The organism is Nitratireductor basaltis (assembly GCF_000733725.1).
GTDB lineage: Bacteria > Pseudomonadota > Alphaproteobacteria > Rhizobiales > Rhizobiaceae > Chelativorans > Chelativorans basaltis.
Genome location: NZ_JMQM01000003.1, coordinates 125,900 through 150,256 on the forward strand (window position 1 = coordinate 125,900; position 24,357 = coordinate 150,256).

Consider the following 24,357-nt stretch of genomic DNA (forward strand, 5'->3'; position numbering starts at 1 on the left):
CAGTTGGCCCCAGCACAAGGAACCGGACCGGATGGACATGGTATCAAAAGCGGAAGAAGCGATTGCGAAGGTCGAAGCGCTTGGACCCGAGGCCGGGCGCATCTTCACCGATTTCGACGCAGTACGCATCCGCGCCGATGCCAAGGCACTTGATGAGCGCAAGGCGGCGGGCGAGGACCTGCCGCTTTACGGCAAGCTGGTTTCGATCAAGGATCTGTTCGACGAGAAGGGCAAGGTGACGAGCGCAGGCTCACGCCTGTTGAAGACTGCTGCACCGGCGACTGCCGATGCACCGGTCATCCGCCGGTTGAAGGAGGCGGGCGCGCTTCTGGTTGGCCGCACATCGATGAGCGAATTCGCCTATTCCGGCGTGGGGCTCAATCCGCATTACGGCACGCCGGGCTGCATCTTCGACAAGACGCGCATCCCAGGGGGCTCCTCATCGGGTGCCGCATTGACCGTGGCCCACGGCATCTGCGACATGGGCCTTGGCACCGATACCGGCGGTTCGGTACGGATTCCCTCAGCCGTGAACGGCCTGTACGGCTTCAAGCCGAGCCAGTCGGTCATCCCGCGCGAGGGCATCCATCCCCTCTCTGATCTGTTCGACAGCGTCGGCCCGCTCTGTGCGACGCTTGATGATGCGCTCACCTTCACCGATGTCTTGGCTGGCGGACTTCAGGCAGAAGATGCTCCCGAAAGGCCGCTGCGGCTGGCCTTGCCGACGGGCGCTTTCACCGATGGTATCGACGGCTTCACGCAAATACATTTCGCGCGCAGTTGCGACGCAATGCGCGCGGCAGGTCACGAGCTGGTCGAGCAGGATTTCGCGTTCCTCCCCGCATCCTCCGGCATAAGCCGCATCGTGATCGCGTGGGAGGCCCTCACCCTTTACGGCGAGCGTCTGAACGAGCTTGAGGAAGTGGGAGATCCACGCGTGCTCAAGCGCATCCGCTTTGCAGAAACGCTGAGTGCGGGGCAAGTCGATGCAGCCAAGGCGGAACGCGCTGAAGCCGTGGAGAGGTTTGCGGAAATCATGTCCGGTTTCGACGCTCTCGTGGCGCCGACGCTCGCCATCCAGCCGCCCACGATTGCGGAAGCGGAAGAAGATTTCGACCGCGTGAACATGATGATGTTGCGCAACTGCTCCTACATCAATCTGGCAGACGGCTGTGCCATGGCCATGCCGGTCAAAGGTGACGGAACCATGCCGGGAAGCCTGATGGTTGCCGGGCCTGCAGGGGCCGATGCGCGTATTCTGGGTCTCAGCCGCGCAATTCTGGCGGCCCTGCCTTCAGCCTGAGGGTCAGGCCGATTTTACGCGTGACTTCGTCACCCGCTTCTTCTTCACCGGGGCCGGATTAGCGGCTTCTTCGGCGGCACGTTTGGCTTCCATGGCGAGGCGTTGGGCCTTCAGCCGTTCGGTCTTGGCGTCACGCGCATTGACTTCGGCATCCATGATCGCGCGTGCGGTGCGGTCGGTGATCTCGCTTTTCGTTTCAGCCTTCGACATTGGCTGCCTGAAGACCGTTTCCTTAGTGGCGATCTCGCTCATGCGCGCCTCCCGTTTCTGGTGCCAGAAAAACGAAAAGGCCGGGAGGTCCCGACCTTTCCTCTCGATCCGTCATGCCATGCCAGTACATCCGTGGTCATGGCGTGAGGATGAACTTTATGCGTCGCTGAGGTTCTCAGCAGCATTCTTGCCGGAGCGCTTGTCCTGCACGATGTCGAAATTGACCTTCTGGCCTTCGACGAGCGTGCGCATGCCGGAGCGCTCAACAGCGGAGACGTGAACAAAAACGTCCTGCGCACCATCTTCCGGCTGAATGAAACCAAAGCCTTTGGTGGTGTTGAAGAACTTTACGGTACCTGTGGTCATGACAATATCCTTTCAAAGGGTCACGGAATGCGCCCGCCTCATGAGTTGGGCGCGGGTTAGCTCGACTTTGAAGGGAAGATCGTCTGGCGCCAGGGCGCAGAGAAAGTTCAACAAGCAAGATCGATAGGCAGAACATAGGGTGCAACTGCGGCTTAAACAAGGCGCATTCGCTCATTCTCCGGTTCGAGGCATTCCGGCGTTGACATTGACACCCGTTCCAGCCCCCACTATCGCTCCAGCGCTTGAGGATTATCACTGTTCGGGAGGTGGCCATGGGGCCCAATGTCGCGCTTACGGGTCTGGCCCGTGATCTGGAAGAGCGCGGCAGGAGTGGCAAGCCCATTCGCATCGGCATCGTCGGCTGCGGCCAGATGGGCACCGACCTTCTCACCCAGATTGCGATGATGCCCGGTCTGGAAGTCGCCGCGATCTGTGAACGCACGCCGCCCGCTGCAAGCCGTGCCGCAGAAATTGCCTATGGCCGTGACGACAGAATTGCACGCGTGAACACGCGATCCGCAATGCTCGAAGCAATAGAAATGGGAAGGATTGCGGTTTCGGCCGACGCCGATCTCGTCATCTCCAACGATCTCGTGGACATCGTCATCGACGCGACCGGCATCCCTGCCGTTGCCGCCGATATCTCCATCGATGCCATCCGCCATGGAAAGCATCTGGTGATGATGAATGTGGAGGCCGATGTCACGGTGGGTCCGCTGCTCAAGCGCGAGGCGGACCGCAACGGCGTGGTCTATTCGCTGGGTGCAGGCGACGAGCCCTCCTCCTGCATGGAGCTGATCGAGTTCGTCTCCGCCCTTGGCTATCCCGTCGTTTCCGCAGGCAAGGGCAAGAACAACCCGCTCAATTTCGACGCCATTCCCGACGATTACGCCGAAGAGGCCGAGCGGCGGAACATGAATGTGCGCATGCTCGTCGAATTCGTCGACGGCTCCAAGACCATGGTAGAGATGGCAGCCATTGCCAATGCGACGGGCCTGGTCCCCGATTGCCCCGGTATGCACGGCCCTTCCGCCGGTATAGGCGATCTGGCAAGCACCCTTGTGCCCAGGGAGGACGGCGGAGTGCTGTCGCGCAAGGGCGTTGTCGACTACTCCATCGGCAAGGGAGTTTCGCCAGGCGTCTTTGTGGTGGTGGAAGCCGATCATCCGCGCATCCGCGAGCGCATGACGGACCTCAAGGTGGGATCCGGGCGCTACTACACCTTCCACCGACCCTACCACCTCACTTCGCTTGAAGTGCCGCTGACCTGCGCCCGCGTGGGGCTTTATGGCAAGGCGGACATGGTGCCCCTGCCCCGCCCGGTTGCGGAGGTATGCGCCATGGCGAAGAAGGATCTTCAGCCCGGCGACACCCTCGACGCGATTGGCCAGTATTGCTACCGCGCCTGGACAATGACGGTGGAGGATGCGCGGGCAGCAAATGCCATGCCCATCGGCCTGCTGCAGGGCGGCAGGGTCACCGCTCCCATCAAGAAGGGCACGCTCCTGACCCGGGAGAATGCCGCCCCGCCGGAAGGTTCCAAGATCGCAGCGCTACGCGCCGAGCAGGACCGCCTGCTTTACGGCTGAAGCTGCCTCTCCTGATCCTCAGGAACATCAGCGGATTGAACCTCGCCGGCCTCTTCATTTGAAACAGGAAGAGGCCCGGCTTCTGCACGTCTTTAATCCCGCTGCACGTTTTGTGACCGCCGGCATACGGCCGAACTGCGCTCTTCTTGAGTATTTCATATATGAACTTGCACCTTACAGATAAATTATGCATGCTGCATTTCGAACCAGGGAGGGTCGCATGCGCACCAGCTGCATCGTGCAGCATGGAAGGCGCCTGCAACGCGTTTTATCGGAGGAGCCCCAATGAATAATCTGCTCATACTTGCCGTATCGGGCGCTGTCGCAACATTCGCCAGCCTCAGCCCGGCGGCTGCGGAAATCCAGCTGCGCCTGGCAACCGTCTCTTCGACGTCAGAGCCAATTTACGAGGCCATGGAGCATTTCGTGGATCTGGTGGAACAGAAGGTCGGCGAACAGGTAAAAATCACCATCCACCCCAATGGAGAGCTGGGCAGCAATCAGGAAGTCTACGAACAGGTGAAGATCGGCGCGCCGGTCATCCAGAACTCCGATCCCGGCTATCTGTCCGACTACACGCCGGATTTCGGCATCCTCAACGGCCCCTACCTGTTGTCTGATCCGAAGAACTTCAACAAGATCCTGGAGTCCGATCTTTTCGCGCGGATGAAGGACGACCTGCGCCAGTCTGGCAATTTCGAGTTGCTTGCGACCAACTGGTTGTTCGGCGCGCGCCACATCATTGCCGACCGTGAAGTGCGCAGCCCCGCCGACATGGAAGGCCTCACAATCCGGGTCCCGCCGAATGTGATGTGGATCGAGACGATGGACGCAATGGGCGGTCGCGGGGTGCAGCTTGCGTGGTCGGAAGTTTATACGGGCCTGTCGACCGGTGTGGTCAAGGCGGCCGAAGCTCCGCTTGCGGCCCTCTATGCCTCAAAGCTTCATGAGAATGCGAAAACGGTGTCCATGACCGGTCACTTCAAGGCTTTTGTCGGCCTCGTCATGAACTCCGATCTGTACGCCTCCTATCCGCAGGATGTGCAGGACGCGCTGACGAGCTCCGCCGAGGAAGCGGGTGAATTCATGACCGATCTCGTGTTGAAGTCCGAGGAAGACTTCATCAGGAAGCTCGAGGCCGAGGGCGTGACCGTGGTGCGCGATGTGGATGAAGTCGCATTCCGCGAAGCCACCGCCTCCGTCTACGACGCATTCCCCGCTTGGACGCCGGGGCTTCACGACGAGATCAACGCGCTTCTGGGCGAGTGATCCCTACCTAATGGAAGCCGGTTCATGCCGGCTTTCCCCAGCCCTTGCTCCATATGGACCAACACAATGTTCAGGCGGATTGCCTTCAATCTTGACCTCGGCGTGGCGGGAATTGCCTTGGCTGTGGTCGTTGCCAGCGTCAGTTGGGGCGTGGCGACACGCTATATCTTCAGCCAGCCGGCTACCTGGACGACCGAGCTGTCCTCGGTTGCCTTTGCATGGGTCGTGTTCTTCGGCGCCTCTGCTGCGATGCGGCGCGGCTTGCATATCGGCATCCCCATTCTTGTCGACACGCTACCCGCTCCGGTCCGCAAGGCGGCAACAGCACTTGCGATCATGCTGGTCGCCGGCTTCCTTGCCTATGCGACCTATCTGGCAGGGTTGCTGGCGCTCCAGTCATTCAATCGGCCTTCGCCGGTCCTGCGCATATCCTTTGCATATGTCTATGGCGGCGTGGCGCTGGCACTTCTGCTTACGACCGCTCACGCAGCCCTTCAGTTCCTGCGCGTCTTCAAGAGCCGCGACGGCACGATTTGTTATTTCCCTGAAGAAGCGAGAGAGGGCGAGTGAGATGGATTACCTGCCCGTCGTCATCCTTCTTGTCCTGTTGGCGTTCAACATTCAGGTTGCCTTTGCGATCGGTATAGCAGCCCTGTCATTCTTTCTGCTTTCCGGTGCAATGCCCGTGCAGGTCTTCATCCAGCGCCTGATCGCGTCCACGCAGTCCTTCCCGCTTCTCGCGGTTCCGTTCTTCATCCTCACCGGCGCGATCATGAACGAAGCTGGCATCACGCGGCGGATGCTCAATCTCGCCGAATCGCTGACTGGCCACATGACGGGCGGACTTGCACAGGTGAATGTCCTGCTCAGCACGCTGTTGAGCGGCATGTCCGGCTCGGCCAATGCCGATACGGCCGTCCAGTCAAAGCTGCTCGTTCCAGAAATGGAGCGCCGCGGCTACGATGTGGGCTATTCCGCGGCTGTCACAGCCTCATCCTCTGTCATCGCTGCGACCATACCTCCGGGCATAGGGCTGATCCTCTATGGCTTCCTTGGCAATGTATCCATCGGCTCGCTGTTCCTGGCCGGTGTCATACCCGGCCTGATGCTGGCCGTGTTGCTGATGATCACGGCCTGGATCATCGCGCGGCGCAGAGGCTACAAGCCTTCCCGCGAAAAGCCGGCAAGCTGGGCGGAACGTCTAACCGCATTGCGCGGCGCCGCGCTCGCCTTGCTGATACCGGTCGGCGTGGTGGGAGGCATTCGCTTCGGTCTCTTCACCGCCACCGAGGCAGGTGCGATAGCAGTGATCTATGCGACCGTTATCGGCTTGATGTATCGCGGATTGCGCTGGTCATCGATCCCGAAGGTGATCGTCGAGACGGTGCTGGCAACGGCAGCGATCATGTTGATCATCTGCGCTGCCAATGCATTCGGCTTCTACATGTCGTGGGTGGGCATTCCCAAGCAAGCGGCGGCTTTCATGGTTGCGCTGACGGACAATCCGATCATCCTTCTGCTGCTGATCAATATTCTGCTGCTCGTCGTGGGCATGCTGATCGAGGGAACCGCTCTCCTGATCCTGCTCACGCCGATCCTCGTGCCGGTCGCCGTCGAGATGGGGATCGATCCCGTGCATTTTGGCATCGTGATGGTACTCAATCTCACGCTCGGCGGCATGACGCCGCCGCTTGGCACCCTGATGTTTGTCGCCTGCTCCGTGACAGGCGTTTCTATCGCAAAATTCGTACGAGAAGCACTGCCGTTCCTGGCCGTGCTGATCCTTGCCCTGCTCCTTGTTACCTACGTGCCGCAGATTTCGCTGTGGCTGCCGACGCTTGGCCAGGAATGAGAATCCGGAGGAGAAAATGAGTTACAAATCCACGATCGGGATCGCAAGCACGCATGCGCAGGACATGCCGCAGGAGCATGCTGATATACCCGTTTGGAACTCCGAAAACTGGTACTACGAAGACTGGGAGCCAGGACACAAGATCCGCTCGCTGCGCCGTACCATCTCGGAGGGTGAGAGCCATCAGTTCAACCTGCTCGTCACCGACATCCACCCTTATGTGCAAGACCAGCATTTTGCCGAAAAGGAGGGCCTGTTTGGCCGCCGACTGGTTGCGGGCGCATTTGTCTTCTCCGCGGGGCTCGGCCTCGTGGCGACCAATTGCGTGAACGCATTTTCCTACGGCTACGACAAGCTGCGCTTCATCAAGCCGGTCTTCATCGGCGACACGATCTATACGGTTCGCACTCATCTCGACAAGCGCCCGAAATACGAGGAGATGGGTCTTATCCGAGCCAGTTACGAGGTGTTCAAGGGCGAGGGCGAACTCGTGCTCTACTGCGAACATCTGCAGACCGTGAAGTACCGCAACCCCCAAGATTTCAAAGCAGCCGTCGAGAACTAGGAACCATGTCTGAAACGAATTCCATGCCCCTGGACGGGCTCGTCGTCATTGATATGAGCCAATTTCTGTCGGGGCCCTATTGTACCTTGCGGCTCATGGATTTGGGTGCGCGGGTCATAAAGATCGAACGGCCAGGACAGGGTGACCTCTCCCGCCAGCTCTATTTGAGCGACACCGAGATCGGCGGCGATTCCACGATCTTTCATGCCATCAATCGCGGCAAGGAAAGCCTCGCCATCGATCTGAAGAACGATGCCGACCTGACGGCGCTGCGCGGTCTCATCGCGAAGGCGGATGTATTGGTGCAGAATTTCCGCCCCGGTGTCATCGAGCGGCTGGGCCTGAGCTATGAAGCCGTGCGCGAGATCAATCCGAAGATCGTCTACGCCTCCATCAGCGGATATGGCGAAGACGGCCCATGGGTGATGCGTCCCGGACAGGATCTGCTTGCCCAGGCGCGCTCCGGTCTCATGTGGCTCAATGGCGATGATGGCCAGGGGCCGGTGCCCTTCGGACTTGCTGTCGCCGATATGCTGGCTGGCGCGGCCGCCTGTCAGGGCATACTCGCAGCGCTCGTGCAGCGCGGCATCAAGGGTCATGGCGCGCATGTGCAGACAAGCCTTCTTGAAGCGCTTACCGATCTTCAGTTCGAGGTGCTCACGACCTTCCTCAATGACGGCAAGCGCCTTCCGAAACGCGCCCAGACGCGCAGTGCACATGCCTATCTCTCCGCACCCTACGGCGTCTATGAGACAAAGGACGGTTTCCTTGCCATTGCGATGACGCCCCTGCCCAAGCTTGCCGACCTCATGCAGATCGAGGGCCTGCGTGCCTATTGCGACGATCCCAAGAGTTGGTTCAGTGCACGTGACGTGATCAAGAACATCATTTCCGAAGCGGCCATCACGCGCACGACGGATGAATGGCTGGCCGTTCTGGAGCCTGCAGATATCTGGTGCTCACGCGTGTTCGACTGGAACGAACTCCTTGGCCATGAGGGGTTCCGGATGCTCGACATGCTGCAGACCGTCACGCGCGAAGACGATGTCTCCATCGAGACCACCGCCTCACCCATTCGCATCAATGGCGCTCGACCGAAGGCTGCCCGCGCGGCACCGCGTATCGGTGAGCATTCCAACCAGATTCGCAAGGAGTTCGGATTGTGACCAAGTTGAAAGGCATGACCTGGAGCCATCCGCGTGGCTATGACCCGATGATTGCCTGCTCTTCGATCTGGAAGGAGAAGACGGGAGTGGAAATCGCGTGGGACAAGCGCTCGCTCCAAGACTTCGAATCCTTTCCAGTCGAGGAATTGGCGCGGCAATATGATCTCATCGTGATCGATCATCCCCATGTCGGCCAGATCACGGAGGAAGGCTGCCTTGCACCGCTGGATGTCGCCGGGCGTGAGGATGAACGCAGGGCGCTCGCCGATGCCAGCGTCGGACTTTCCTACCCGAGCTACAATTGGTCCGGTCGCCAATGGGCTTTCCCCATCGATGCGGCGGCACAGGTGCAGGCCTATCGTCCCGATGCGCTCGCACAGGCGCCGCAGGAATGGGAAGAGGTCATCGCGCTGGCGCGCGAGGGTCGGATGGCGGTGCCACTGCGTCCGCCGCATTCGCTCATGTGCTTCTACACGCTGGCAGCCAATATGGGGCACCCCTGCCGCAACGAGGGTGACGGCCCGCTCATCGATCAGCAGATCGGCGAACAGGTTTATGAAAAGGTGCTGGAGCTTGCCGCCCTCGTGCCCAATCACTGCGCGCAAGCAGATCCCATCGCAATCTTAGAAGAGATGGCGCGCGAGGACAGCCGCATCATCTGCTCACCCTTGATCTATGGCTATGTGAATTACGCCATCGACGGCTTCCGCCCACGCCTCCTGCGCTTTGCCGATATTCCGGTCGCGGGCAGTGCTGGCCCGGTTGGCTCTGCAATTGGCGGCACCGGTATCGCCGTTTCCGCCTTCTCGAGCGCACGGGAAGTCGCCATCGATTTTGCCTATTGGATCTCAAGCGCAGACATTCAGCGAGGTCCCTTCGCGCAAGCTGGCGGCCAGCCCGGCCATGCAGCCGGTTGGGAAGACGGAGAAGTAAACCGGCAGACCCAAGACTTCTACAGGGATACGCGGGCCACACTGGAGGGCGGATGGTTGCGGCCTCGCCACAATGGCTACATGACTTTCCAGCAGGAAGGCGCTGCAAGGCTGACCAAGGCCCTTTCAAACCGGGAGCCGGCCGCACGCTTTGTGGCCGACCTCAACCGGATGTTCGAGCAGCACAGATAGCGGCGGGCACGAACACCCGCCACTTCACGCCAAGGATCAGGCTGCGTCGCTGGCGCTGCGCAGCTTCCACAGACGCTTGGCGTTCTCGCGGAATAGCTTGGCGCGTTCCTGCGCGGTGCAGCCGCTGAACAGCGCCTGCGTCGCGGCCAGCCATGCGTGCAGACCGCCGCCAAGGGTGCATACGGGCCAGTCGCTTCCCCAGACCAGGCGGTCGAAGCCAAACTTCTCGACCGTATGATCGACGTAGGGCCGCAGCGTATCGACCGTCCAGCTGCCCGGCTCGGCATAGGCGACCACACCGGAAATCTTTGCGGTGACATTGTCGCGCCTGGCCAATTCGTCGACATGATCCTTCCAGGGGGTGAAGGCATCATTCCTGATGTCGGGCACACCGCAATGATCGAGAACGAAGCGGACATCGGGTGCGAGGTCCACAAGTTCGATGGCAAGCGGTATCTGATGCGGCAGGACGCACAGATCGAATGTGAAACGCGTGTCGGACAGGCGCTTCAGATTCTCGCGGAACAGCGGCTTTTGCGACACCTCATCGGGTACCACATGCAAGACGCGGCGGAAGCCCTTTACCAGCGGATTGTCGATCTGCCGTTCAAGGAAGGCTGCAAAGCCATCCTCTTCGGGGCGCGCAGAGGAGATTGCGCCGACGATCAGGCTGTTGTCCCGGGCCGCAAGCCGCGCGACATTCTCGGTCTCCCGCTCGATCTGGGACGGCTCGACATCCACCTCCATATGGAGTGTCGCCTCGATGCCTCCCTGGCGCGCTTCGCGCTCATAGCTTTCATAGCTGAAATCCCTGTCGAGGGCTTCGACATCTGCAAGCCAGGGATAGTTCAGAACGGATTTGTCGATGACATGCAGATGCGTGTCGATCAGCATCAATTACCTCCTCCAAATGCCCTCAAGCGCCGCTGGACGCAGGGCGAAACTCCTCACGGGCGCTCGAGTTGCATGTGAGCACCCGCCAGTTCGGAAAGCTCCTGGGCCGTCTTGAGCAACATCTGCATCGTGCCGGAAATGTCCGGGCCGCCATTGGGATTGACGAGTGCGATATAGGGCACCGTCAGGGCGGCGATGCAGCGCTTGTCCGGCCCCAGCACCGGCGCGGACAGATTGAACACGCCTTGCGTCTGCGCACTCGGCATCAGCTCGTAGCCGCGATCACGGATCTGGTCGAGACGCTCGAACAGCTCCGGTGAGATCTCTGGCTTCTCGTTGAGACGTGCATTTTCCGCCATCATCATCTCGCGCTCTTCGGGCGAGCGGAATGCAAGCAGGACATGGCCCGAACCGGTATCGAAAAGACCGATATGCGAACCGACGCGAATCGAGATGCCCCAATAGCCCGGCGCCTCCTGCTGGGCCACGACCACGGCGAAACCTCGGTCGAACACCACAAGCTGATTGGCCTGTTTGCTGTTCTCCGCCAGGTCGCGCATCAAGGGCGTTGCATAGGAGATCAGCCGTCTTACCGGCGCATGAAGCTGGGCGAGACCGAACAGCTTCAAGGTCAGCGAATAGCGGTCGCCTTCGATGCGCGTGACATAGCCGCGCCGCACCAGCCGATCGAGCATCCGGTAGAATTCATTCGGACTGCGGCCAAGCTGTTTTGAAATCTCCGCCTGCGTGAGACCTCCATCCACGCCCGCCAGCAATTCCAGGATATCCAGACCCTTGTCCAGGGCGGGAGCGCGATAGCGCTCGCTTTCTTCTGCCGTCACTGCTCCCTCCAGTAAATTTATCTCTTCATATACGCAAATCTCTCCCATCGGCAATAGAGGTGGCTTGACCCTACATGAATAGAATGTTTGTATATGAATTGTGCTCGTTGGTGAATTGCGGGCCGAGACGCATTGCCACGTGCAGGCGTCACCAATTGGGAGGAAGACCATGAAACATCTACTCACCGGCGTCTCAGCCGGCGTGCTTGCGCTTGTCGCAAGCGCCAGCATCGCACAGGAACTGCCGGGCAAGTTCGACGGCGTCACCATTGATGCCAAGCTGATCGGCGGCCAACAGTATGAAGCTCTCTACGCCCGCATTGCAGAGTGGGAGGAAGCCACCGGCGCAAAGGTCAATGTGGTCTCGAAGAAGAACCACTTCGAGCTCGACAAGGAAATCAAGTCGGATATCGCAACCGGCACCTTGAGCTGGTGCGTGGGTTCCAACCACTCCTCTTTCGCGCCTCAGTATCCAGGCATCTATGCGGATCTGAACGCCCTGCTTCCCGAAGACGAGATCGCGGCTTTCGTGCCGGCCAATATCAGCGCCTCTACGCTTGACGGAAAGCTGGTCATGCTGCCGCGCGCGCAGTTCGACGTTTCCGCGCTCTACTACCAGAAGAGCCTTTACGAGGACGAAGCCAAGGCAGCCGAATTCAAGGAGAAATACGGCTACGACCTGACGCCGCCCGACACCTGGGAAGAAGTCGCCGACCAGGCCGAGTTCTTCGCCAATCCGCCGGATTTCTACGGCACCCAATATGCCGGCAAGGAAGAAGCGATCAATGGCCGCTTCTACGAGTTGCTGGTTGCTGAAGGCGGCGAGTATCTGAACGCCGACGGCGAACCCGCTTTCAATTCGGAAGCAGGCGTGCGCGCACTTGACTGGTTCGTCAATCTCTACAAGGCGAAGGCCGTGCCTGCAGGCACCACGAACTATCTGTGGGATGATCTGGGTCAGGGTTTCGCTTCCGGTACGGTTGCCCTCAATCTGGACTGGCCGGGCTGGGCGGCATTCTTCAATGATCCGCAATCCTCCAAGGTTGCCGGCAATGTCGGCGTGAAGGTTCAGCCGAAGGGTTCATCCGGCACGCGCACCGGCTGGTCCGGCCATCACGGTTTCTCCGTCACCGAAAACTGCGACAGCAAGGAAGCGGCTGCTTCGCTTGTTTGGTTCCTGACCAACGAGGACAGCCAGAAGCTTGAGGCCGCTGCAGGCCCACTGCCAACGCGCACCGCCGTGTGGGATTTTGTTGTGCAGGAAGCCGAAGGCGACGCCTACCGACAGGAAGTCCTGAAGGCCTTCCAGGAAGCTGCGGAGCACGCTTTCCCGGTCCCGCAGACACCGTCCTGGATCGAGATCTCCAACGCTGTCTATCCTGAGCTTCAGGCCGCCATTCTCGGCGACAAGTCGTCCAAGGAAGCACTGGATTCGGCTGCCGAAAAGGCAACCGAGATCCTTGAAGACGCCGGCGAGCTTTAGAAAACTCTTCCAGGAACGGGAGGCCTCATGGCCTCCCCACCTCAACGGCGCGTGGCGAAGACGCGCCGTCCTTTTCCGACGCATGCAAGGACGCGACATGAAAAGCTGGCGGCTTCCGGCCCCTTTCCTGCTCCTTCTCCCGACATTCATCGTGCTGGCGGCGGTGGTGGTGATCCCGCTCTTGCTGTCGCTCTATTCGAGCTTCACGCCCTTCCGGCTTACGCGACCGGATTCCATCTGGAATTTCATCGGGCTTCGCAACTATGAGCGGCTCATCACGGATTGGGAGTTCTGGGTGGCCTTCGGGCGCACCGTACTTCTGCTGACGATTGCGCTCAATCTTGAGATGGTGCTCGGTCTTGGCCTTGCCATGCTGGTTGAGAAGGCGACGCGGGGACAGCGTATCCTGCGCACGATCATGATGTTCCCCATGATGTTCTCGCCGATCCTGGTGGGCTTTCAGTTCAAATTCATGTTCAACGACAATGTCGGGCTCGTGAACAACGCGCTGCAGTCGCTTGGACTGACCGATCGCGCCATACCCTGGCTCATCGACGGACAACTCGCCTTCTTCTCGATCCTCGTCGCTGAAGTCTGGTCGTCCACTGCGGTTTTTGCGATCTTCATCCTCTCGGGTCTGATGGCCATGCCGCGGGAGCCGGTGGAAGCAGCCCGCGTGGATGGCTGCACGCCATGGCAGACATTCCGCTATGTCACCTGGCCCTTCATCATGCCCTTCGCCTTCATCGCCATGACAATCCGTTCGCTGGATATCGCGCGCGCCTATGACATCGTGAAGATCATGACCGATGGCGGACCGGCCAAGCGGACCGAGATACTTTGGACGCTGATCGCACGCACCGGCTATTCGGATGCTCGAATGGGTCTTGCCAATGCGATGGCCTATTTCGCGATCTTCCTGTCCATCCTGTTCACGGTGATCTTCTTCCGCAAGCTGGCACAGGCCCGCAACCAGATCGGAGCGGAGTGGTAATCATGGATAGAAATGCTTCACACCGCCTCAAGCGCTCCTTCCTGAAGGCGGGACATCTCATCGGCCTTTTCCTGGCCATGGCCATAATCTGCCTGCCCGGCTTCTGGATCGTTCTGTCGTCCCTGCGCCCCACGGTCGAGATCATGGCAAAACCGCCGGTCTGGATTCCGCGCGAACTCTCCTTCGACGCCTATGTCGCCATGTTCTCCGGCGTCGGTCAGGGCGGCATTCCCGTCATCGAGTATTTCCGCAACTCGCTGGTGATCTCGGTGACTTCCACGGTGATCGCACTCGCCGTCGGCATGGCGGGCGGTTACGCCTTCGCGCGCTATCGCTTCCGCTTCAAGTCGTCGATCTTTCTGGGCTTCATGCTCACGCGCACGGTGCCGGGCATCGCGCTCTCGCTGCCGTTGTTCTACGTCTATGCCAAGCTTGGCATCATCGACACGCATTTCGGCCTGATCATGGCCTATGTGGCCCTAAATGTGCCCTTCACCGTTTGGCTGATCGATGGCTTCTTCAGGCAGGTACCGAAGGATCTGGCGGAGGCTGCCCAGATCGACGGATGCACGCGCTGGCAGGCTTTCTGGCAGGTGGAGTTCCCGCTCGCCAGACCGGGAATCGCATCGGCAGGCATTTTCGCCTTCCTCATTTCCTGGAATGAATTCGCGCTCGCCTCACAGCTTACCCGCTCGACCGACTCAAAGACCTTGCCGGTGGGTCTTCTCGACTACACGGCGGAGTTCACGATTGACTGGCGCGGCATGTGCGCGCTTGCGGTCGTCATGATCATTCCGGCCCTCACACTCACCTTTATCGTCCAGAAACACCTCGTTTCCGGCCTCACCTCCGGCGCGGTGAAAGGATAAGACAATGGCTCCCGTTACACTCAACAAGCTCGTCAAGCGCTACGGCGCAACCCAGGTCGTGCATGGCATCGAACTCGATGTCAGCGACGGCGAGTTCGTGGCCCTTGTCGGCCCCTCCGGATGCGGAAAATCCACGACGCTGCGCATGATTGCGGGGCTGGAGGACATCTCCGACGGCGAGATCCGCATCGGCGGCGATGTGGTCAACGACCTGCCACCGCGCGATCGCAACATCTCGATGGTGTTCCAGTCCTACGCGCTCTACCCGCATATGACGGTGGCGGAAAATATGGGCTTCTCGCTCAAGATCGCCGGCAAAGACCAGAACGAAATCAAGGCGCGTGTGGCGGAGGCCGCCAAAACGCTTGATCTGGAGGAACTGCTTGAACGACGTCCATCGCAGCTTTCCGGCGGTCAGCGCCAGCGGGTTGCCATGGGACGTGCCATCGTGCGCAGTCCGGAAGTCTTTCTTTTCGACGAGCCGCTGTCCAATCTGGACGCAAAGCTGCGCACACAGATGCGCACCGAGATCAAGAAGCTTCATGCCAAGCTGCAGTCCACCGTGATCTATGTGACCCATGATCAGGTGGAAGCCATGACCCTGGCCGACCGCATCGTCATCATGCGCGGCGGCAATATCGAGCAGGTGGGCACGCCCGAAGAAGTGTTCCACCGTCCCGCTTCGCAATTTGTGGCAGGCTTCATCGGCTCCCCGCCCATGAATCTGCGTCCTGCGTCCGTACAGGACGGGAAGCTGGTCTTTGCCTCTGGCGAAACATTGCCGATCCCCGCTCATCTCAAAGCCAATGTAAGGGCCGGGCAGGAAGTGGTTTTCGGTCTGCGGCCGGACGATATCTACCCGACCGGCCACGGTATTCATTCCGGTGAGGCCCATGAGGTTCACCAGATGAGGTGCACCGTCTCCATTACCGAGCCGCTTGGCAATGAAACCCTGGTCTTCGCCGGCTTTGATGGCGTGGAGCTGGTGTCGCGCATGCTCAATCCCCGCCCCCTGAAGCGCGGTGAAGAGGCCGAATTCTCCTTTGACCTTTCACAGGCCCATCTCTTCGACGCCGCGACCGGCAGAAGCGTGAGAACCTGAACATGGCAAGGATCGAGAAAGTCGAACTGCGCATGGTGGACCTTGTCCCCAAGGTTCAGCGCACCGATGCCATCCAGAGCTTTGTCAGCCAGGAAACGCCCATCGTCACCATTACCGATTCCGATGGCGCGGTGGGCACGGGCTATTCCTACACGATCGGCACAGGCGGCTCTTCCGTCATGCGCCTTCTGGCTGATCATCTGGCCCCACGCCTGATCGGGCGCGATGCCGACTGCATCGAGGCTATCTGGCACGAGCTGGAATTCGCCACTCACGCAACGACAATCGGTGCGATTACCGCCATTGCACTGGCTGCAATCGACACCGCCTTGTGGGATCTGCGGGCGAAGAAGCAGAAGCTGCCGCTGTGGAAACTGGCCGGTGGCGCACGTGACCGCGCACCGCTTTACACGACCGAAGGAGGATGGCTGCATATCGAGACCGAAGCGCTCGTGGAGGATGCGCTGCAGGCAAAGGCACAGGGCTTTACCGGCTCCAAAGTCAAGATCGGCAAGCCGACCGGCTCGGAAGACTTCCGCCGCCTGGAAGCCGTTCGTGAGGCCGTCGGTGACGACTACGAGATCATGACCGACTGCAATCAGGGTCTGAGCGTCGATGAAGCGATCCGCCGCGCCGAACGGCTGCGCCCGCTCGATCTGGCATGGCTCGAAGAGCCTCTGCCAGCCGATGACATCGACGGCCATATTCGCCTCAGCCGTTCGACCTCCACGCCGATTGCCGTTGGGGAATCGCTCTACTCGATCCGCCATTTCCGCGAATATATGGCCAAGGGTGCCTGTTCCATCGTGCAGGTTGATGTGGGGCGCATCGGTGGCATCACGCCCTGGCTCAAGGTCGCGCATGCGGCGGAAGCATTCGACATTCCCATCTGCCCGCATTTCCTGATGGAGTTGCATGTCAGCCTTGTCTGTGCCGTGCCCAATGGACGCTATGTCGAGTATATCCCGCAGCTCGACGAGATCACCTCCACCGGCATGAAGGTGGAGAACGGTTTCGCCGTCGCACCCATGGAGCCCGGCATCGGTATCGACTGGGACGAGGACGTGCTGAAGGATCGTGCGATCGGCGAATTCACCACCACGGTCACGCAAGCTGGAGGCTGAGATGGAACGCATGGGAATGGTGATCGGGCTCAACGCCGGGAAGGTCGCCGAATACAAGAAGCTTCACGCGGAAGTTTGGCCGGATGTTCTGGCGATGATTTCCGAATGCAACATCAGGAACTATTCGATCTTCCTGAAGGAGCCGGAGAACCTGCTCTTCGGCTATTGGGAGTATCACGGCACCGACTTCGCCGCCGACGCCGCTAAGATGGCCGCCGACCCCACCACGCAGAAGTGGTGGGACGTATGCATGCCCTGCCAGAAGCCTCTCGATACGCGCAAGGAGGGGGAATGGTGGGCCATGATGGATGAAGTGTTCCATCATGACTGAGTTCGACCCAGGCGCTCTCGCCCAGTCCTGGCCGCTGCCGAAAAGCCCGCGTCCGATCGTCACCTTCGGTGCGGGGTCCATTGTCGGAGACGCGCATTATCCTGCCTATCGCAAGGGCGGCTTCCCGATTGCCGGCCTCTATGATCCGGATCGGGAAAAGGCAGGGAAGCTGGGCGAGCGCTGGAATGTGCAAGCCTTTGCCAGTGCCGAGGAAGCGGCCTCGGTCGAAGGCGCGGTCTTTGATCTCGCCACGCCGCCTTCCCGTCATAGTGATGTTCTGAAAGTCCTGCCGGAGGGAGCGGCAGTGCTGATCCAGAAGCCCATGGGCAGCGATCTGCAGGAAGCAACCCGCATCCTCGAAATCTGTCGAGACAGGAAACTGAAGGCCGCCGTCAATTTCCAGCTTCGCTTCGCACCCATGATGCTGGCGCTGAAAGATGCGGTCGCAAAGGGTTGGCTGGGCGAAGTGGTCGATTTCGATGCCTGGCTTGCGCTTGCAACACCTTGGCAGCTCTGGCCGTTCCTGAAAGGCTTGCCGCGCATCGAAATCGCCATGCACTCCATCCATTATCTGGATCTGGTTCGCCAGCTTCTCGGCGATCCTCGGGGCATCCACGCAAAGAGTATCGGACATCCCAACCACGATGTGGCGCAGACCCGTACCAGTGCCATTCTCGACTATGGCGACACCGTCCGCTGTGCGCTCTCGATCAACCATGATCACGATTTCGGTCGCAGGCACCAGGCCTGCGAATTCCGCATCTGCGGCACCCAGGGCGCGGCCTATGTGCAGCTTGGCGTCAATCTCGATTATCCGCATGGCGAGCCGGATGTACTGCAAATCCGCCCGCGCGGGGCTGACAACTGGATCGACGTCCCTCTCGAGGGCACCTGGTTCCCCGATGCCTTTGTCGGACGCATGGCCAATCTGCAGCGCTTTGCCAGCGGCGAGGATGGCGAACTTGTCAGTTCCGTCGAGGACGCCTGGAAGACAATGGCGCTCGTCGAGGCCGCCTACCGCTCCAGCGCCCAGCCTGCCACATCGATCCCGGAGATACCCTGATGGAAGTCACCACCTATTTCGAGGAATACGAGATCGGCTCCAAGCGCATGAGCTTCGGTCGCACGATCACCGAAACCGACTTTGTTGTTCATGCCGGGCATACGGGCGACTTTTTCCCCCATCACATGGATGCGGAGTTCATGAAGAAATCCGAATTTGGCGGACGCATCGCCCATGGCACGATGATCTTCGCCATCGGGATAGGCCTGACCGCCAATGTTATCAATCCAGTGGCCTTCTCCTATGGCTATGACCGCCTGCGCTTCGTAAAACCCGTATTCATCGGCGACACGATCCGCACCCGGACCACCATTTCGGAAAAGCTGGACGATCCCAGGCGCCCGCAGATGGGCCGCGTGGTGGAGCGTGTCGAAGTGCTAAACCAGAAGGACGAGGTCGTGCTCGTCTGCGATCATATCTACGTGGTGGAGCGCCGCGAAGCGGCTGCCTGAGGGAGTTGAATAATGACATTGAACAACAAGACCGTCCTGATCACGGCTGCGGCGCAGGGCATCGGAAAGGCAAGCGCCTTGGCCTTCGCGAACGCTGGCGCTCGCGTCATCGCAACCGACGTCAACGAAGCTGCGCTGAAGGGTCTGGATGGCACGCAGAATGTCGAAACGCGCCGGCTCGACGTGCTCGAAGATGCGGCAGTGAAGGCGCTTGTGGACGAAATCGGTCAGGTGGATGTGCTGTTCAACTGCGCCGGCGTGGTCCATGGCGGCTCCATCCTCGAGATGAAGGACAGTGATCTGGAATTCGCCTTCGACCTCAATGTCAAAGCCATGATCCGCACCATCCGCGCGGTGCTGCCGGGCATGCTGGAGCGTGAAGACGGCGCCATCATCAACATGTCATCGGTCGCATCCAGCATGAAGGGTGTACCCAACCGTTTTGCCTATGGCACGACCAAGGCTGCCGTTATCGGTCTGACAAAGGCCGTCGCAGCCGATTATGTGGGCCAGGGCATCCGCTGCAACGCGATCTGCCCCGGCACCGTGGACAGCCCCTCCCTGCAGGAACGCCTGCGCGAAACCGGCGACTATGAAACCGCACGCAAGGCCTTCATCGCGCGCCAGCCCATCGGTCGCATCGGTACCGCCGAGGAAATCGCGGATCTCGCCGTCTATCTGGCGACAGCCACCTACACCACCGGCCAGGCCTACGCCATCGACGGCGGCTGGACGATCTGATCCCACACAAGAGAGAATGACATGAAACTGGTACGCTATGGCGCACCGGGCGCCGAAAAGCCCGGCCTGATCGATGCCGGGGGAACGCTTCGCGATCTCTCCGCGCATATCGGCGATGTGGCTGGTGAGGCACTTGCCCCTGAACGGCTCGCCGAACTGGCGAAACTCGATGCAGGCACCCTTCCCGCGGTCGAAGGCAATCCGCGATATGGCGCCTGCGTCTCCGGCACCGGCAAATTCATCTGCATCGGTCTCAACTATGCCGATCACGCCGAGGAATCCGGCATGGCCGTTCCTTCCGAACCGGTCATCTTCATGAAAGCCACCTCGGCCATTTGCGGCCCTAATGACGATGTCATCATTCCGCGCGATTCCAAGAAGACCGACTGGGAAGTCGAGCTTGGCGTGGTGATCGGCAAGACCGCGAAATATGTGAGCGAGGAAGAAGCGCTCGATTATGTCGCGGGATATTGCGTCTGCCACGACGTTTCCGAACGCGCTTTCCAGATCGAGCATCAGGGCCAGTGGACGAAAGGCAAATCGGCTGACACTTTCGGCCCCACCGGCCCATGGCTCGTAACCAAGGATGAAGTCGCCGATCCGCAGAATCTCGACATGTGGCTGAAGGTCAATGGCGAAACCATGCAGGACGGTTCAACCAGGACCATGGTCTACGGTGTCGCCCATCTCGTCTCCTATCTGTCGCGCTTCATGTCGCTGCGTCCCGGCGACATCATTTCCACCGGCACACCGCCTGGCGTCGGCATGGGCATGAAGCCCCCGCGCTATCTGAAGGCAGGCGATGTGGTCGAGTTGGGCATCGAGGGCCTTGGCAGCCAGAAACAGACCTGCGTCAACGACGCCTGAGACAAGAGGCAGCCTGTGACTCGCATTACCAATCTCAAGACCTTCGATCTGCGTTTCCCGACGTCGCAGTCGCTTGACGGCTCCGATGCGATGAATCCGGATCCCGACTATTCCGCCGCCTATGTGGTGCTGGAGACGGACGAGCCGGGGCTTGAGGGTCACGGGCTGACCTTCACGATCGGCCGCGGCAACGAGATTTGCTGCGCGGCCATCGAGGCCATGCACCATCTGGTCGTTGGACTGGAACTCGACTGGATCAGGCAGGATCCCGGCCGTTTCTGGCGCCATGTCACCGGCGACAGCCAGCTGCGCTGGATCGGCCCGGACAAGGGCGCGATGCATCTGGCAACGGGTGCGGTGGTCAATGCCGTCTGGGACCTATGGGCCAAGGCCGAGGGCAAGCCTGTATGGCGTCTGGTGGGCGACATGTCGCCTGAAGAGATCGTCGACATTGTCGATTTCCGCTATCTGACGGATGCCATCACCCGCGAGGAAGCGCTGGGTATCCTGAAAAGGGCCGAGGCCGGGAAGGCCGAGCGCATCGCCCAGCTCGAGGCGGAGGGCTATCCTTGCTACACCACCTCTGCGGGCTGGCTCGGTTATCCGGACGAGAAACTTCGCCGGCTCTGCCAGGAAGCCGTTGATGCCGGCTTCGATCATGTGAAACTGAAAGTCGGACGCGATCTTGAAGATGACAAACGGCGTCTGGCCATTGCGCGCGAGGTGCTCGGGCCTGACCGCTACCTCATGATCGATGCCAATCAGGTCTGGGAGGTCGGACAGGCGATCGACTGGCTGAAGGAGCTTTCATTCGCCAAGCCCTACTTCATCGAGGAGCCAACCAGCCCCGACGACATAGCCGGACACCGCAGGATCCGGGAAGCCGTTGCCCCGATGAAGGTCGCAACCGGCGAGATGTGCCAGAACCGCATCATGTTCAAGCAGTTCATCACCGGAGGCGCGATCGATGTGGTGCAGATCGATTCCTGCCGGATGGGCGGGCTCAACGAGGTTCTGGCGGTCTTGCTGATGGCGGCGAAATACGACCTTCCGATCTGGCCGCATGCGGGCGGCGTGGGTCTTTGCGAATATGTGCAGCATCTCTCCATGATCGACTTCATCGCGGTCTCGGGAACGAGAGAGGGTCGCGTCATCGAATATGTCGATCACCTGCACGAGCATTTCCTCGACCCGTGCGTGATCCGGAATGCAAGCTACATGCCACCAGAAATGCCTGGTTTCTCGATCCAGATGAAGCAGGCTTCCGTCGAGGCCTATCGCGTCGCCGACGGATGATTCTGCGGACCTGAGCGACAGACGGGCCGCCAACTTCTTCAGCGTGCCGGGCCCGTGCTGCTTTCGCGGCGCATCACTTCGAAACCGAGATCGACGACGCGCTCTTCGGGGCGGTCGTCCTCGATTGCGCGGATCAGCATGTCGATGCCCTCGCGCCCCATCCTTTCGCGATGCGTGCGCAGGCTGGTCAGGGAGGGACAGGCGGACGCCATCATCTCGAGATCATTGAACCCGCAGACGCCAAGCGCGTGCGGCACTGCGATATTGCGCCTTTGCGCTTCGAACAGAACGCCGAGCGCGATATCGTCATTGTTGCAGAAGACAGCATCCACGTCAGGCCTGCGGGAAACGAGTTCGCCGAACAACCAGCCGCCGAGGGTCACCGAAGATGAACGCGGCGTGGTGACGATCAGGTCGGCGTCTTCGCCCAGCCCGTATTGTTTCAGCGCGTCCTGATATCCCTGCAGGCGGCGCTGTGTGCGCGGGTCCATCCGCGCGCCCAGAAAGGCGATCCGCCGATAACCGGCTTCGGCCAGATGCGCGACCGCTGCCTTCGCTCCTTCGCGATGAGAAAATCCCACCATCATGTCCACGGGGTCGGGTCCAGTCTCCATGATCTGCACGACGGGGCAATTGGCGTTTTCCAGAATTGCGCGCGTGGCCGGCGACTGGTCGATGCCAGAGACGATGAGCCCCGCCGGTCGCTGGCTGAGAAAGATGCGTAGAAGGTTTTCTTCTTCCAGAACCGAATAGCGCGTATTGCCCAGCTGAAGGTGATAGCGCGTGCCATCAAGCGCGTCATAGATCCCGCGCAACACGTCCGAGAACACATTGTTGGTGACAGAGGGGATCAGCACGCCGATGACATTGGTGTGGCGCGAGGCAAGTGCTCGGGCGGCCATGTCGGGTGCATAGCCAAGCTTGCGCACGGCGGCATCGATGCGCTCCATCGTTGCCTTCGACACCTGCTCCGGATCGCGCAGCGCGCGTGATACCGTGATAGCGCTGACATCGGCCTCACGTGCCACTTCCGCAAGCGTCACACGCCCTGATCTTCTGGCCTTGCGCATCTCTTCTCCTCGCCCGCGCCTGTCATAGTTGGCGAAATAGTGATTGACAATGTTAGCGCTAACATGATGTATCACCCGCCGGAGGAGAAAGTCCCAGTGCCAGAACAGACATCCATGACCGATCGGCTTGAAAACCCGGCGCTCAACGGCCCGCGCTACATCATTTTCATGGGTGTATGCGGTGTCGGCAAAAGCACCGTCGCCAAGGCCGTGGCCGATGCGCTTCCCGCACGCTTTCTGGAAGCTGACGGCTTTCATCCCAGGGAAAATGTGGAATCCATGGCGGCTGGCCGTCCCTTGAATGACGAGCAACGCTGGCCCTGGCTTTCCATTCTGTGCCAGGCTGCAGTCGAGGAGCAGGCAAAGACGGGCATGGCGGTCACGATTGCCTGCTCGGCACTGAAGCGGCGCTACCGCGACTTCATGCGCGAGAAACTGGGTGGAGAAACGCTCTTCATCCATCTCGACGCCGACAGAGACGTCATTTTCGAGCGGCTCACCAGCAGACCCGGCCACTTCATGCCACCGGCGCTCCTGGACAGCCAGCTCGCAGATCTTGAGGCACCAACAGGCGAGGCCGGCTGCCATCGCCTTGATGTCTCGGAAAACCGGGCACGCGTGGTCGAGCGCGCCCTTGTCCTCTGCCGTCAGGCAGAAAAAGCCGCGTCTGGCAGCGCGGTTCAGACCGAAGATTCTTGAAACGGAGGAAATCATGCTGAAGACATTCGCCAAGCTGTGTGCCGCAACAGGTATCGCAGCCATCATTTCCGGGGCGGCTTTCGCTCAGGAACATACCTTCAAGTTCCAGTCGTCCGATCCGGCTGGCAACCCGAATTTCGAACTGCAGAAGGGCTGGGCCGAGAATGTTGCGGAAGCGACTGACGGCAAGGTCAAGATCGAGCTTCTGCCGGTCGGCTCCATCGTCGAGCATCAGGAAACGCAGGATGCGATTGCCGCCGGCATTCTCGACGGCCACATCACCGACACATCCTATTTCGCCGGCAAGGATGCTGCCTTCGGCCTCATCGCCAACCCGGTCGGTGCCTGGTCCTCACCGCAGCAGATGTTCGACTTCATGAACGAGGGCGGCGGCAAGGAGCTGATGAACGAGCTTCTCAACCCCTATGGTCTGCAGTTCATTGGCGCGACCACGCCGGGTCTTGAAGCATTCGTGTCGGCCGTGCCGCTTGATGGCGTTGACGATCTCAAGGGCGTGAAAATGCGTGCGCCGGAAGGCCTCGTGCAGCAGGTGTTTGCCGCAGCAGGTGCAGCACCGGTCAACCTGCCGGGCTCGGAAGTCTTCACCTCGCTCGACAAGGGCGTGATCGAAGCTGCCGACTACTCGGTCTTCTCGACCAACCAGGCGCAGGGCCTGCATGACGTCGCCCCGCATCCGGTCTATCCGGGCTTCCACTCCATGCCGCTCGTCGAAGTCTCGATGAACAAGCAGAAATGGGATGCGCTGCCGGAAGACCTGCAGGCAACTCTGGAACAGACCGTCCGCGACTTCGCCCAGCACCAGGTCAAGACGCTTTCCGAAGCTGACGAAAAGGCTGTTGCGCAAGCCAAGGAAGGTGGCGAGATCACCGTCCACAACTGGTCTGATGAAGAGCGCGCCAAGTTCCGCTCCATCGCCACGGGCGAGTGGGAAAAGGTTGCCGGCCGCTCTGCCAATGCGCAGAAGGTGTATGACACCCTCACCGGTTACCTCAAGGAAAAGGGCCTGGTCGAGTAAGGCTCAGGGCATCACCGCCGGTCAGCAATGGCCGGCGGTGTCTTATTGAT

At 60.3% G+C, this 24,357-nt stretch carries 26 protein-coding genes; 21 read left to right on the top strand and 5 right to left on the bottom strand.

Annotated features, from left to right (window positions below; genetic code table 11):
- The first annotated feature begins 31 nt into the window (after positions 1 to 31).
- A complete protein-coding gene (locus EL18_RS16475; protein ID WP_036486808.1) occupies positions 32 to 1,303 on the top strand; it encodes an amidase family protein in 1,272 nt (423 codons plus the stop codon).
- Positions 1,304 to 1,306: 3 nt separating this feature from the next.
- Here EL18_RS16475 and EL18_RS16480 read toward each other — a convergent pair whose 3' ends face one another.
- Both EL18_RS16480 and EL18_RS16485 read right to left on the bottom strand, forming a co-directional pair.
- The gene (locus EL18_RS16480; RefSeq protein WP_244444633.1) at positions 1,307 to 1,555 is read right to left on the bottom strand and encodes a hypothetical protein; all 249 of its coding nucleotides are present in this window, start codon (positions 1,553 to 1,555) and stop codon (positions 1,307 to 1,309) included.
- A gap of 114 nt (positions 1,556 to 1,669) precedes the next feature.
- Positions 1,670 to 1,879: a cold-shock protein gene (locus EL18_RS16485; RefSeq protein WP_036486813.1), complete on the bottom strand. Its 210-nt coding sequence runs from the start codon at positions 1,877 to 1,879 to the stop codon at positions 1,670 to 1,672.
- 272 nt (positions 1,880 to 2,151) lie between these two features.
- On the opposite strand from EL18_RS16485, the gene EL18_RS16490 reads away from it, so the two are divergent.
- From EL18_RS16490 to EL18_RS16520, 7 genes are all read left to right on the top strand, one after another.
- Positions 2,152 to 3,468 carry an NAD(P)H-dependent oxidoreductase gene (locus EL18_RS16490; protein WP_036486815.1) on the top strand — a complete coding sequence of 439 codons (1,317 nt, stop codon included), beginning with the start codon at positions 2,152 to 2,154 and terminating at the stop codon, positions 3,466 to 3,468.
- A 285-nt stretch (positions 3,469 to 3,753) separates the two neighbouring features.
- Positions 3,754 to 4,737 (top strand): C4-dicarboxylate TRAP transporter substrate-binding protein, encoded by a 984-nt coding sequence (locus EL18_RS16495; RefSeq protein WP_051914427.1) that lies wholly within the window; start codon positions 3,754 to 3,756, stop codon positions 4,735 to 4,737.
- A 66-nt stretch (positions 4,738 to 4,803) separates the two neighbouring features.
- Complete coding sequence (locus EL18_RS17415) at positions 4,804 to 5,307, top strand: TRAP transporter small permease (protein ID WP_051914429.1); 504 nt, start codon at positions 4,804 to 4,806, stop codon at positions 5,305 to 5,307.
- Position 5,308: 1 nt separating this feature from the next.
- Positions 5,309 to 6,589, top strand: a complete 1,281-nt coding sequence (locus EL18_RS16505) for a TRAP transporter large permease (protein WP_036486816.1) — start codon at positions 5,309 to 5,311, stop codon at positions 6,587 to 6,589.
- A gap of 16 nt (positions 6,590 to 6,605) precedes the next feature.
- Complete coding sequence (locus EL18_RS16510; protein ID WP_036486817.1) at positions 6,606 to 7,154, top strand: MaoC family dehydratase; 549 nt, start codon at positions 6,606 to 6,608, stop codon at positions 7,152 to 7,154.
- A 5-nt stretch (positions 7,155 to 7,159) separates the two neighbouring features.
- Positions 7,160 to 8,320 (top strand): CaiB/BaiF CoA transferase family protein, encoded by a 1,161-nt coding sequence (locus EL18_RS16515; protein WP_036486819.1) that lies wholly within the window; start codon positions 7,160 to 7,162, stop codon positions 8,318 to 8,320.
- Positions 8,314 to 9,444: a type 2 periplasmic-binding domain-containing protein gene (locus EL18_RS16520; RefSeq protein ID WP_200875558.1), complete on the top strand. Its 1,131-nt coding sequence runs from the start codon at positions 8,314 to 8,316 to the stop codon at positions 9,442 to 9,444. The genes EL18_RS16515 and EL18_RS16520 overlap by 7 nt, the downstream gene beginning before the upstream one ends.
- A gap of 36 nt (positions 9,445 to 9,480) precedes the next feature.
- Here the strand turns inward: EL18_RS16520 and EL18_RS16525 are convergent, their stop codons facing one another.
- Entirely contained in the window at positions 9,481 to 10,338 is an 858-nt protein-coding gene (locus tag EL18_RS16525; RefSeq protein WP_036486821.1) for an amidohydrolase family protein, read from the bottom strand.
- Positions 10,339 to 10,391: 53 nt separating this feature from the next.
- Positions 10,392 to 11,180 carry an IclR family transcriptional regulator gene (locus EL18_RS16530; RefSeq protein WP_036486826.1) on the bottom strand — a complete coding sequence of 263 codons (789 nt, stop codon included), beginning with the start codon at positions 11,178 to 11,180 and terminating at the stop codon, positions 10,392 to 10,394.
- A gap of 169 nt (positions 11,181 to 11,349) precedes the next feature.
- On the opposite strand from EL18_RS16530, the gene EL18_RS16535 reads away from it, so the two are divergent.
- The 11 genes from EL18_RS16535 to EL18_RS16585 all read left to right on the top strand — a co-directional run bounded on the left by EL18_RS16535 (position 11,350) and on the right by EL18_RS16585 (position 21,502).
- The gene (locus EL18_RS16535; protein ID WP_036486827.1) at positions 11,350 to 12,663 is read left to right on the top strand and encodes an ABC transporter substrate-binding protein; all 1,314 of its coding nucleotides are present in this window, start codon (positions 11,350 to 11,352) and stop codon (positions 12,661 to 12,663) included.
- 97 nt (positions 12,664 to 12,760) lie between these two features.
- Positions 12,761 to 13,657, top strand: a complete 897-nt coding sequence (locus tag EL18_RS16540; protein ID WP_036487101.1) for a carbohydrate ABC transporter permease — start codon at positions 12,761 to 12,763, stop codon at positions 13,655 to 13,657.
- A gap of 2 nt (positions 13,658 to 13,659) precedes the next feature.
- Entirely contained in the window at positions 13,660 to 14,526 is an 867-nt protein-coding gene (locus EL18_RS16545) for a carbohydrate ABC transporter permease (RefSeq protein WP_036486828.1), read from the top strand.
- A 4-nt stretch (positions 14,527 to 14,530) separates the two neighbouring features.
- Positions 14,531 to 15,628: an ABC transporter ATP-binding protein gene (locus tag EL18_RS16550; RefSeq protein WP_036486829.1), complete on the top strand. Its 1,098-nt coding sequence runs from the start codon at positions 14,531 to 14,533 to the stop codon at positions 15,626 to 15,628.
- 2 nt (positions 15,629 to 15,630) lie between these two features.
- Complete coding sequence (locus EL18_RS16555; RefSeq protein WP_036486833.1) at positions 15,631 to 16,752, top strand: mandelate racemase/muconate lactonizing enzyme family protein; 1,122 nt, start codon at positions 15,631 to 15,633, stop codon at positions 16,750 to 16,752.
- A 1-nt stretch (position 16,753) separates the two neighbouring features.
- Entirely contained in the window at positions 16,754 to 17,083 is a 330-nt protein-coding gene (locus EL18_RS16560; protein WP_036486835.1) for an L-rhamnose mutarotase, read from the top strand.
- A complete protein-coding gene (locus EL18_RS16565) occupies positions 17,076 to 18,146 on the top strand; it encodes a Gfo/Idh/MocA family protein (RefSeq protein ID WP_036486836.1) in 1,071 nt (356 codons plus the stop codon). The genes EL18_RS16560 and EL18_RS16565 overlap by 8 nt, the downstream gene beginning before the upstream one ends.
- Complete coding sequence (locus EL18_RS16570; RefSeq protein ID WP_036486838.1) at positions 18,146 to 18,598, top strand: MaoC family dehydratase; 453 nt, start codon at positions 18,146 to 18,148, stop codon at positions 18,596 to 18,598. The genes EL18_RS16565 and EL18_RS16570 overlap by 1 nt, the downstream gene beginning before the upstream one ends.
- A gap of 12 nt (positions 18,599 to 18,610) precedes the next feature.
- A complete protein-coding gene (locus EL18_RS16575) occupies positions 18,611 to 19,339 on the top strand; it encodes an SDR family oxidoreductase (RefSeq protein WP_036486840.1) in 729 nt (242 codons plus the stop codon).
- 21 nt (positions 19,340 to 19,360) lie between these two features.
- Entirely contained in the window at positions 19,361 to 20,206 is an 846-nt protein-coding gene (locus EL18_RS16580) for a fumarylacetoacetate hydrolase family protein (RefSeq protein WP_036486842.1), read from the top strand.
- Positions 20,207 to 20,221: 15 nt separating this feature from the next.
- A complete protein-coding gene (locus EL18_RS16585) occupies positions 20,222 to 21,502 on the top strand; it encodes an L-fuconate dehydratase (RefSeq protein WP_036486847.1) in 1,281 nt (426 codons plus the stop codon).
- 38 nt (positions 21,503 to 21,540) lie between these two features.
- Here the strand turns inward: EL18_RS16585 and gntR are convergent, their stop codons facing one another.
- Complete coding sequence (gene gntR / locus EL18_RS16590; protein WP_036486848.1) at positions 21,541 to 22,572, bottom strand: HTH-type transcriptional regulator GntR; 1,032 nt, start codon at positions 22,570 to 22,572, stop codon at positions 21,541 to 21,543.
- A 96-nt stretch (positions 22,573 to 22,668) separates the two neighbouring features.
- Between gntR and EL18_RS16595 the strand changes: the two genes are divergently transcribed.
- Both EL18_RS16595 and EL18_RS16600 read left to right on the top strand, forming a co-directional pair.
- Positions 22,669 to 23,271 (top strand): gluconokinase, encoded by a 603-nt coding sequence (locus EL18_RS16595; RefSeq protein ID WP_200875549.1) that lies wholly within the window; start codon positions 22,669 to 22,671, stop codon positions 23,269 to 23,271.
- A 13-nt stretch (positions 23,272 to 23,284) separates the two neighbouring features.
- On the top strand, positions 23,285 to 24,307 hold the full coding sequence (locus tag EL18_RS16600; protein ID WP_200875550.1) for a TRAP transporter substrate-binding protein: 1,023 nt from the start codon (positions 23,285 to 23,287) through the stop codon (positions 24,305 to 24,307).
- Positions 24,308 to 24,357 lie beyond the last annotated feature (50 nt).

What these genes read in the sequence shown, in the direction of transcription:
- EL18_RS16475 (WP_036486808.1), top strand. Translation starts at nt 32, where the DNA reads ATGGACATGGTATCAAAAGCGGAAGAAGCGATTGCGAAGGTCGAAGCG.
- EL18_RS16480 (WP_244444633.1), bottom strand. Translation starts at nt 1,555, where the DNA reads ATGAGCGAGATCGCCACTAAGGAAACGGTCTTCAGGCAGCCAATGTCG.
- EL18_RS16485 (WP_036486813.1), bottom strand. Translation starts at nt 1,879, where the DNA reads ATGACCACAGGTACCGTAAAGTTCTTCAACACCACCAAAGGCTTTGGT.
- EL18_RS16490 (WP_036486815.1), top strand. Translation starts at nt 2,152, where the DNA reads ATGGGGCCCAATGTCGCGCTTACGGGTCTGGCCCGTGATCTGGAAGAG.
- EL18_RS16495 (WP_051914427.1), top strand. Translation starts at nt 3,754, where the DNA reads ATGAATAATCTGCTCATACTTGCCGTATCGGGCGCTGTCGCAACATTC.
- EL18_RS17415 (WP_051914429.1), top strand. Translation starts at nt 4,804, where the DNA reads ATGTTCAGGCGGATTGCCTTCAATCTTGACCTCGGCGTGGCGGGAATT.
- EL18_RS16505 (WP_036486816.1), top strand. Translation starts at nt 5,309, where the DNA reads ATGGATTACCTGCCCGTCGTCATCCTTCTTGTCCTGTTGGCGTTCAAC.
- EL18_RS16510 (WP_036486817.1), top strand. Translation starts at nt 6,606, where the DNA reads ATGAGTTACAAATCCACGATCGGGATCGCAAGCACGCATGCGCAGGAC.
- EL18_RS16515 (WP_036486819.1), top strand. Translation starts at nt 7,160, where the DNA reads ATGTCTGAAACGAATTCCATGCCCCTGGACGGGCTCGTCGTCATTGAT.
- EL18_RS16525 (WP_036486821.1), bottom strand. Translation starts at nt 10,338, where the DNA reads ATGCTGATCGACACGCATCTGCATGTCATCGACAAATCCGTTCTGAAC.
- EL18_RS16535 (WP_036486827.1), top strand. Translation starts at nt 11,350, where the DNA reads ATGAAACATCTACTCACCGGCGTCTCAGCCGGCGTGCTTGCGCTTGTC.
- EL18_RS16540 (WP_036487101.1), top strand. Translation starts at nt 12,761, where the DNA reads ATGAAAAGCTGGCGGCTTCCGGCCCCTTTCCTGCTCCTTCTCCCGACA.
- EL18_RS16545 (WP_036486828.1), top strand. Translation starts at nt 13,660, where the DNA reads ATGGATAGAAATGCTTCACACCGCCTCAAGCGCTCCTTCCTGAAGGCG.
- EL18_RS16550 (WP_036486829.1), top strand. Translation starts at nt 14,531, where the DNA reads ATGGCTCCCGTTACACTCAACAAGCTCGTCAAGCGCTACGGCGCAACC.
- EL18_RS16555 (WP_036486833.1), top strand. Translation starts at nt 15,631, where the DNA reads ATGGCAAGGATCGAGAAAGTCGAACTGCGCATGGTGGACCTTGTCCCC.
- EL18_RS16560 (WP_036486835.1), top strand. Translation starts at nt 16,754, where the DNA reads ATGGAACGCATGGGAATGGTGATCGGGCTCAACGCCGGGAAGGTCGCC.
- EL18_RS16565 (WP_036486836.1), top strand. Translation starts at nt 17,076, where the DNA reads ATGACTGAGTTCGACCCAGGCGCTCTCGCCCAGTCCTGGCCGCTGCCG.
- EL18_RS16570 (WP_036486838.1), top strand. Translation starts at nt 18,146, where the DNA reads ATGGAAGTCACCACCTATTTCGAGGAATACGAGATCGGCTCCAAGCGC.
- EL18_RS16575 (WP_036486840.1), top strand. Translation starts at nt 18,611, where the DNA reads ATGACATTGAACAACAAGACCGTCCTGATCACGGCTGCGGCGCAGGGC.
- EL18_RS16580 (WP_036486842.1), top strand. Translation starts at nt 19,361, where the DNA reads ATGAAACTGGTACGCTATGGCGCACCGGGCGCCGAAAAGCCCGGCCTG.
- gntR (WP_036486848.1), bottom strand. Translation starts at nt 22,572, where the DNA reads ATGCGCAAGGCCAGAAGATCAGGGCGTGTGACGCTTGCGGAAGTGGCA.
- EL18_RS16600 (WP_200875550.1), top strand. Translation starts at nt 23,285, where the DNA reads ATGCTGAAGACATTCGCCAAGCTGTGTGCCGCAACAGGTATCGCAGCC.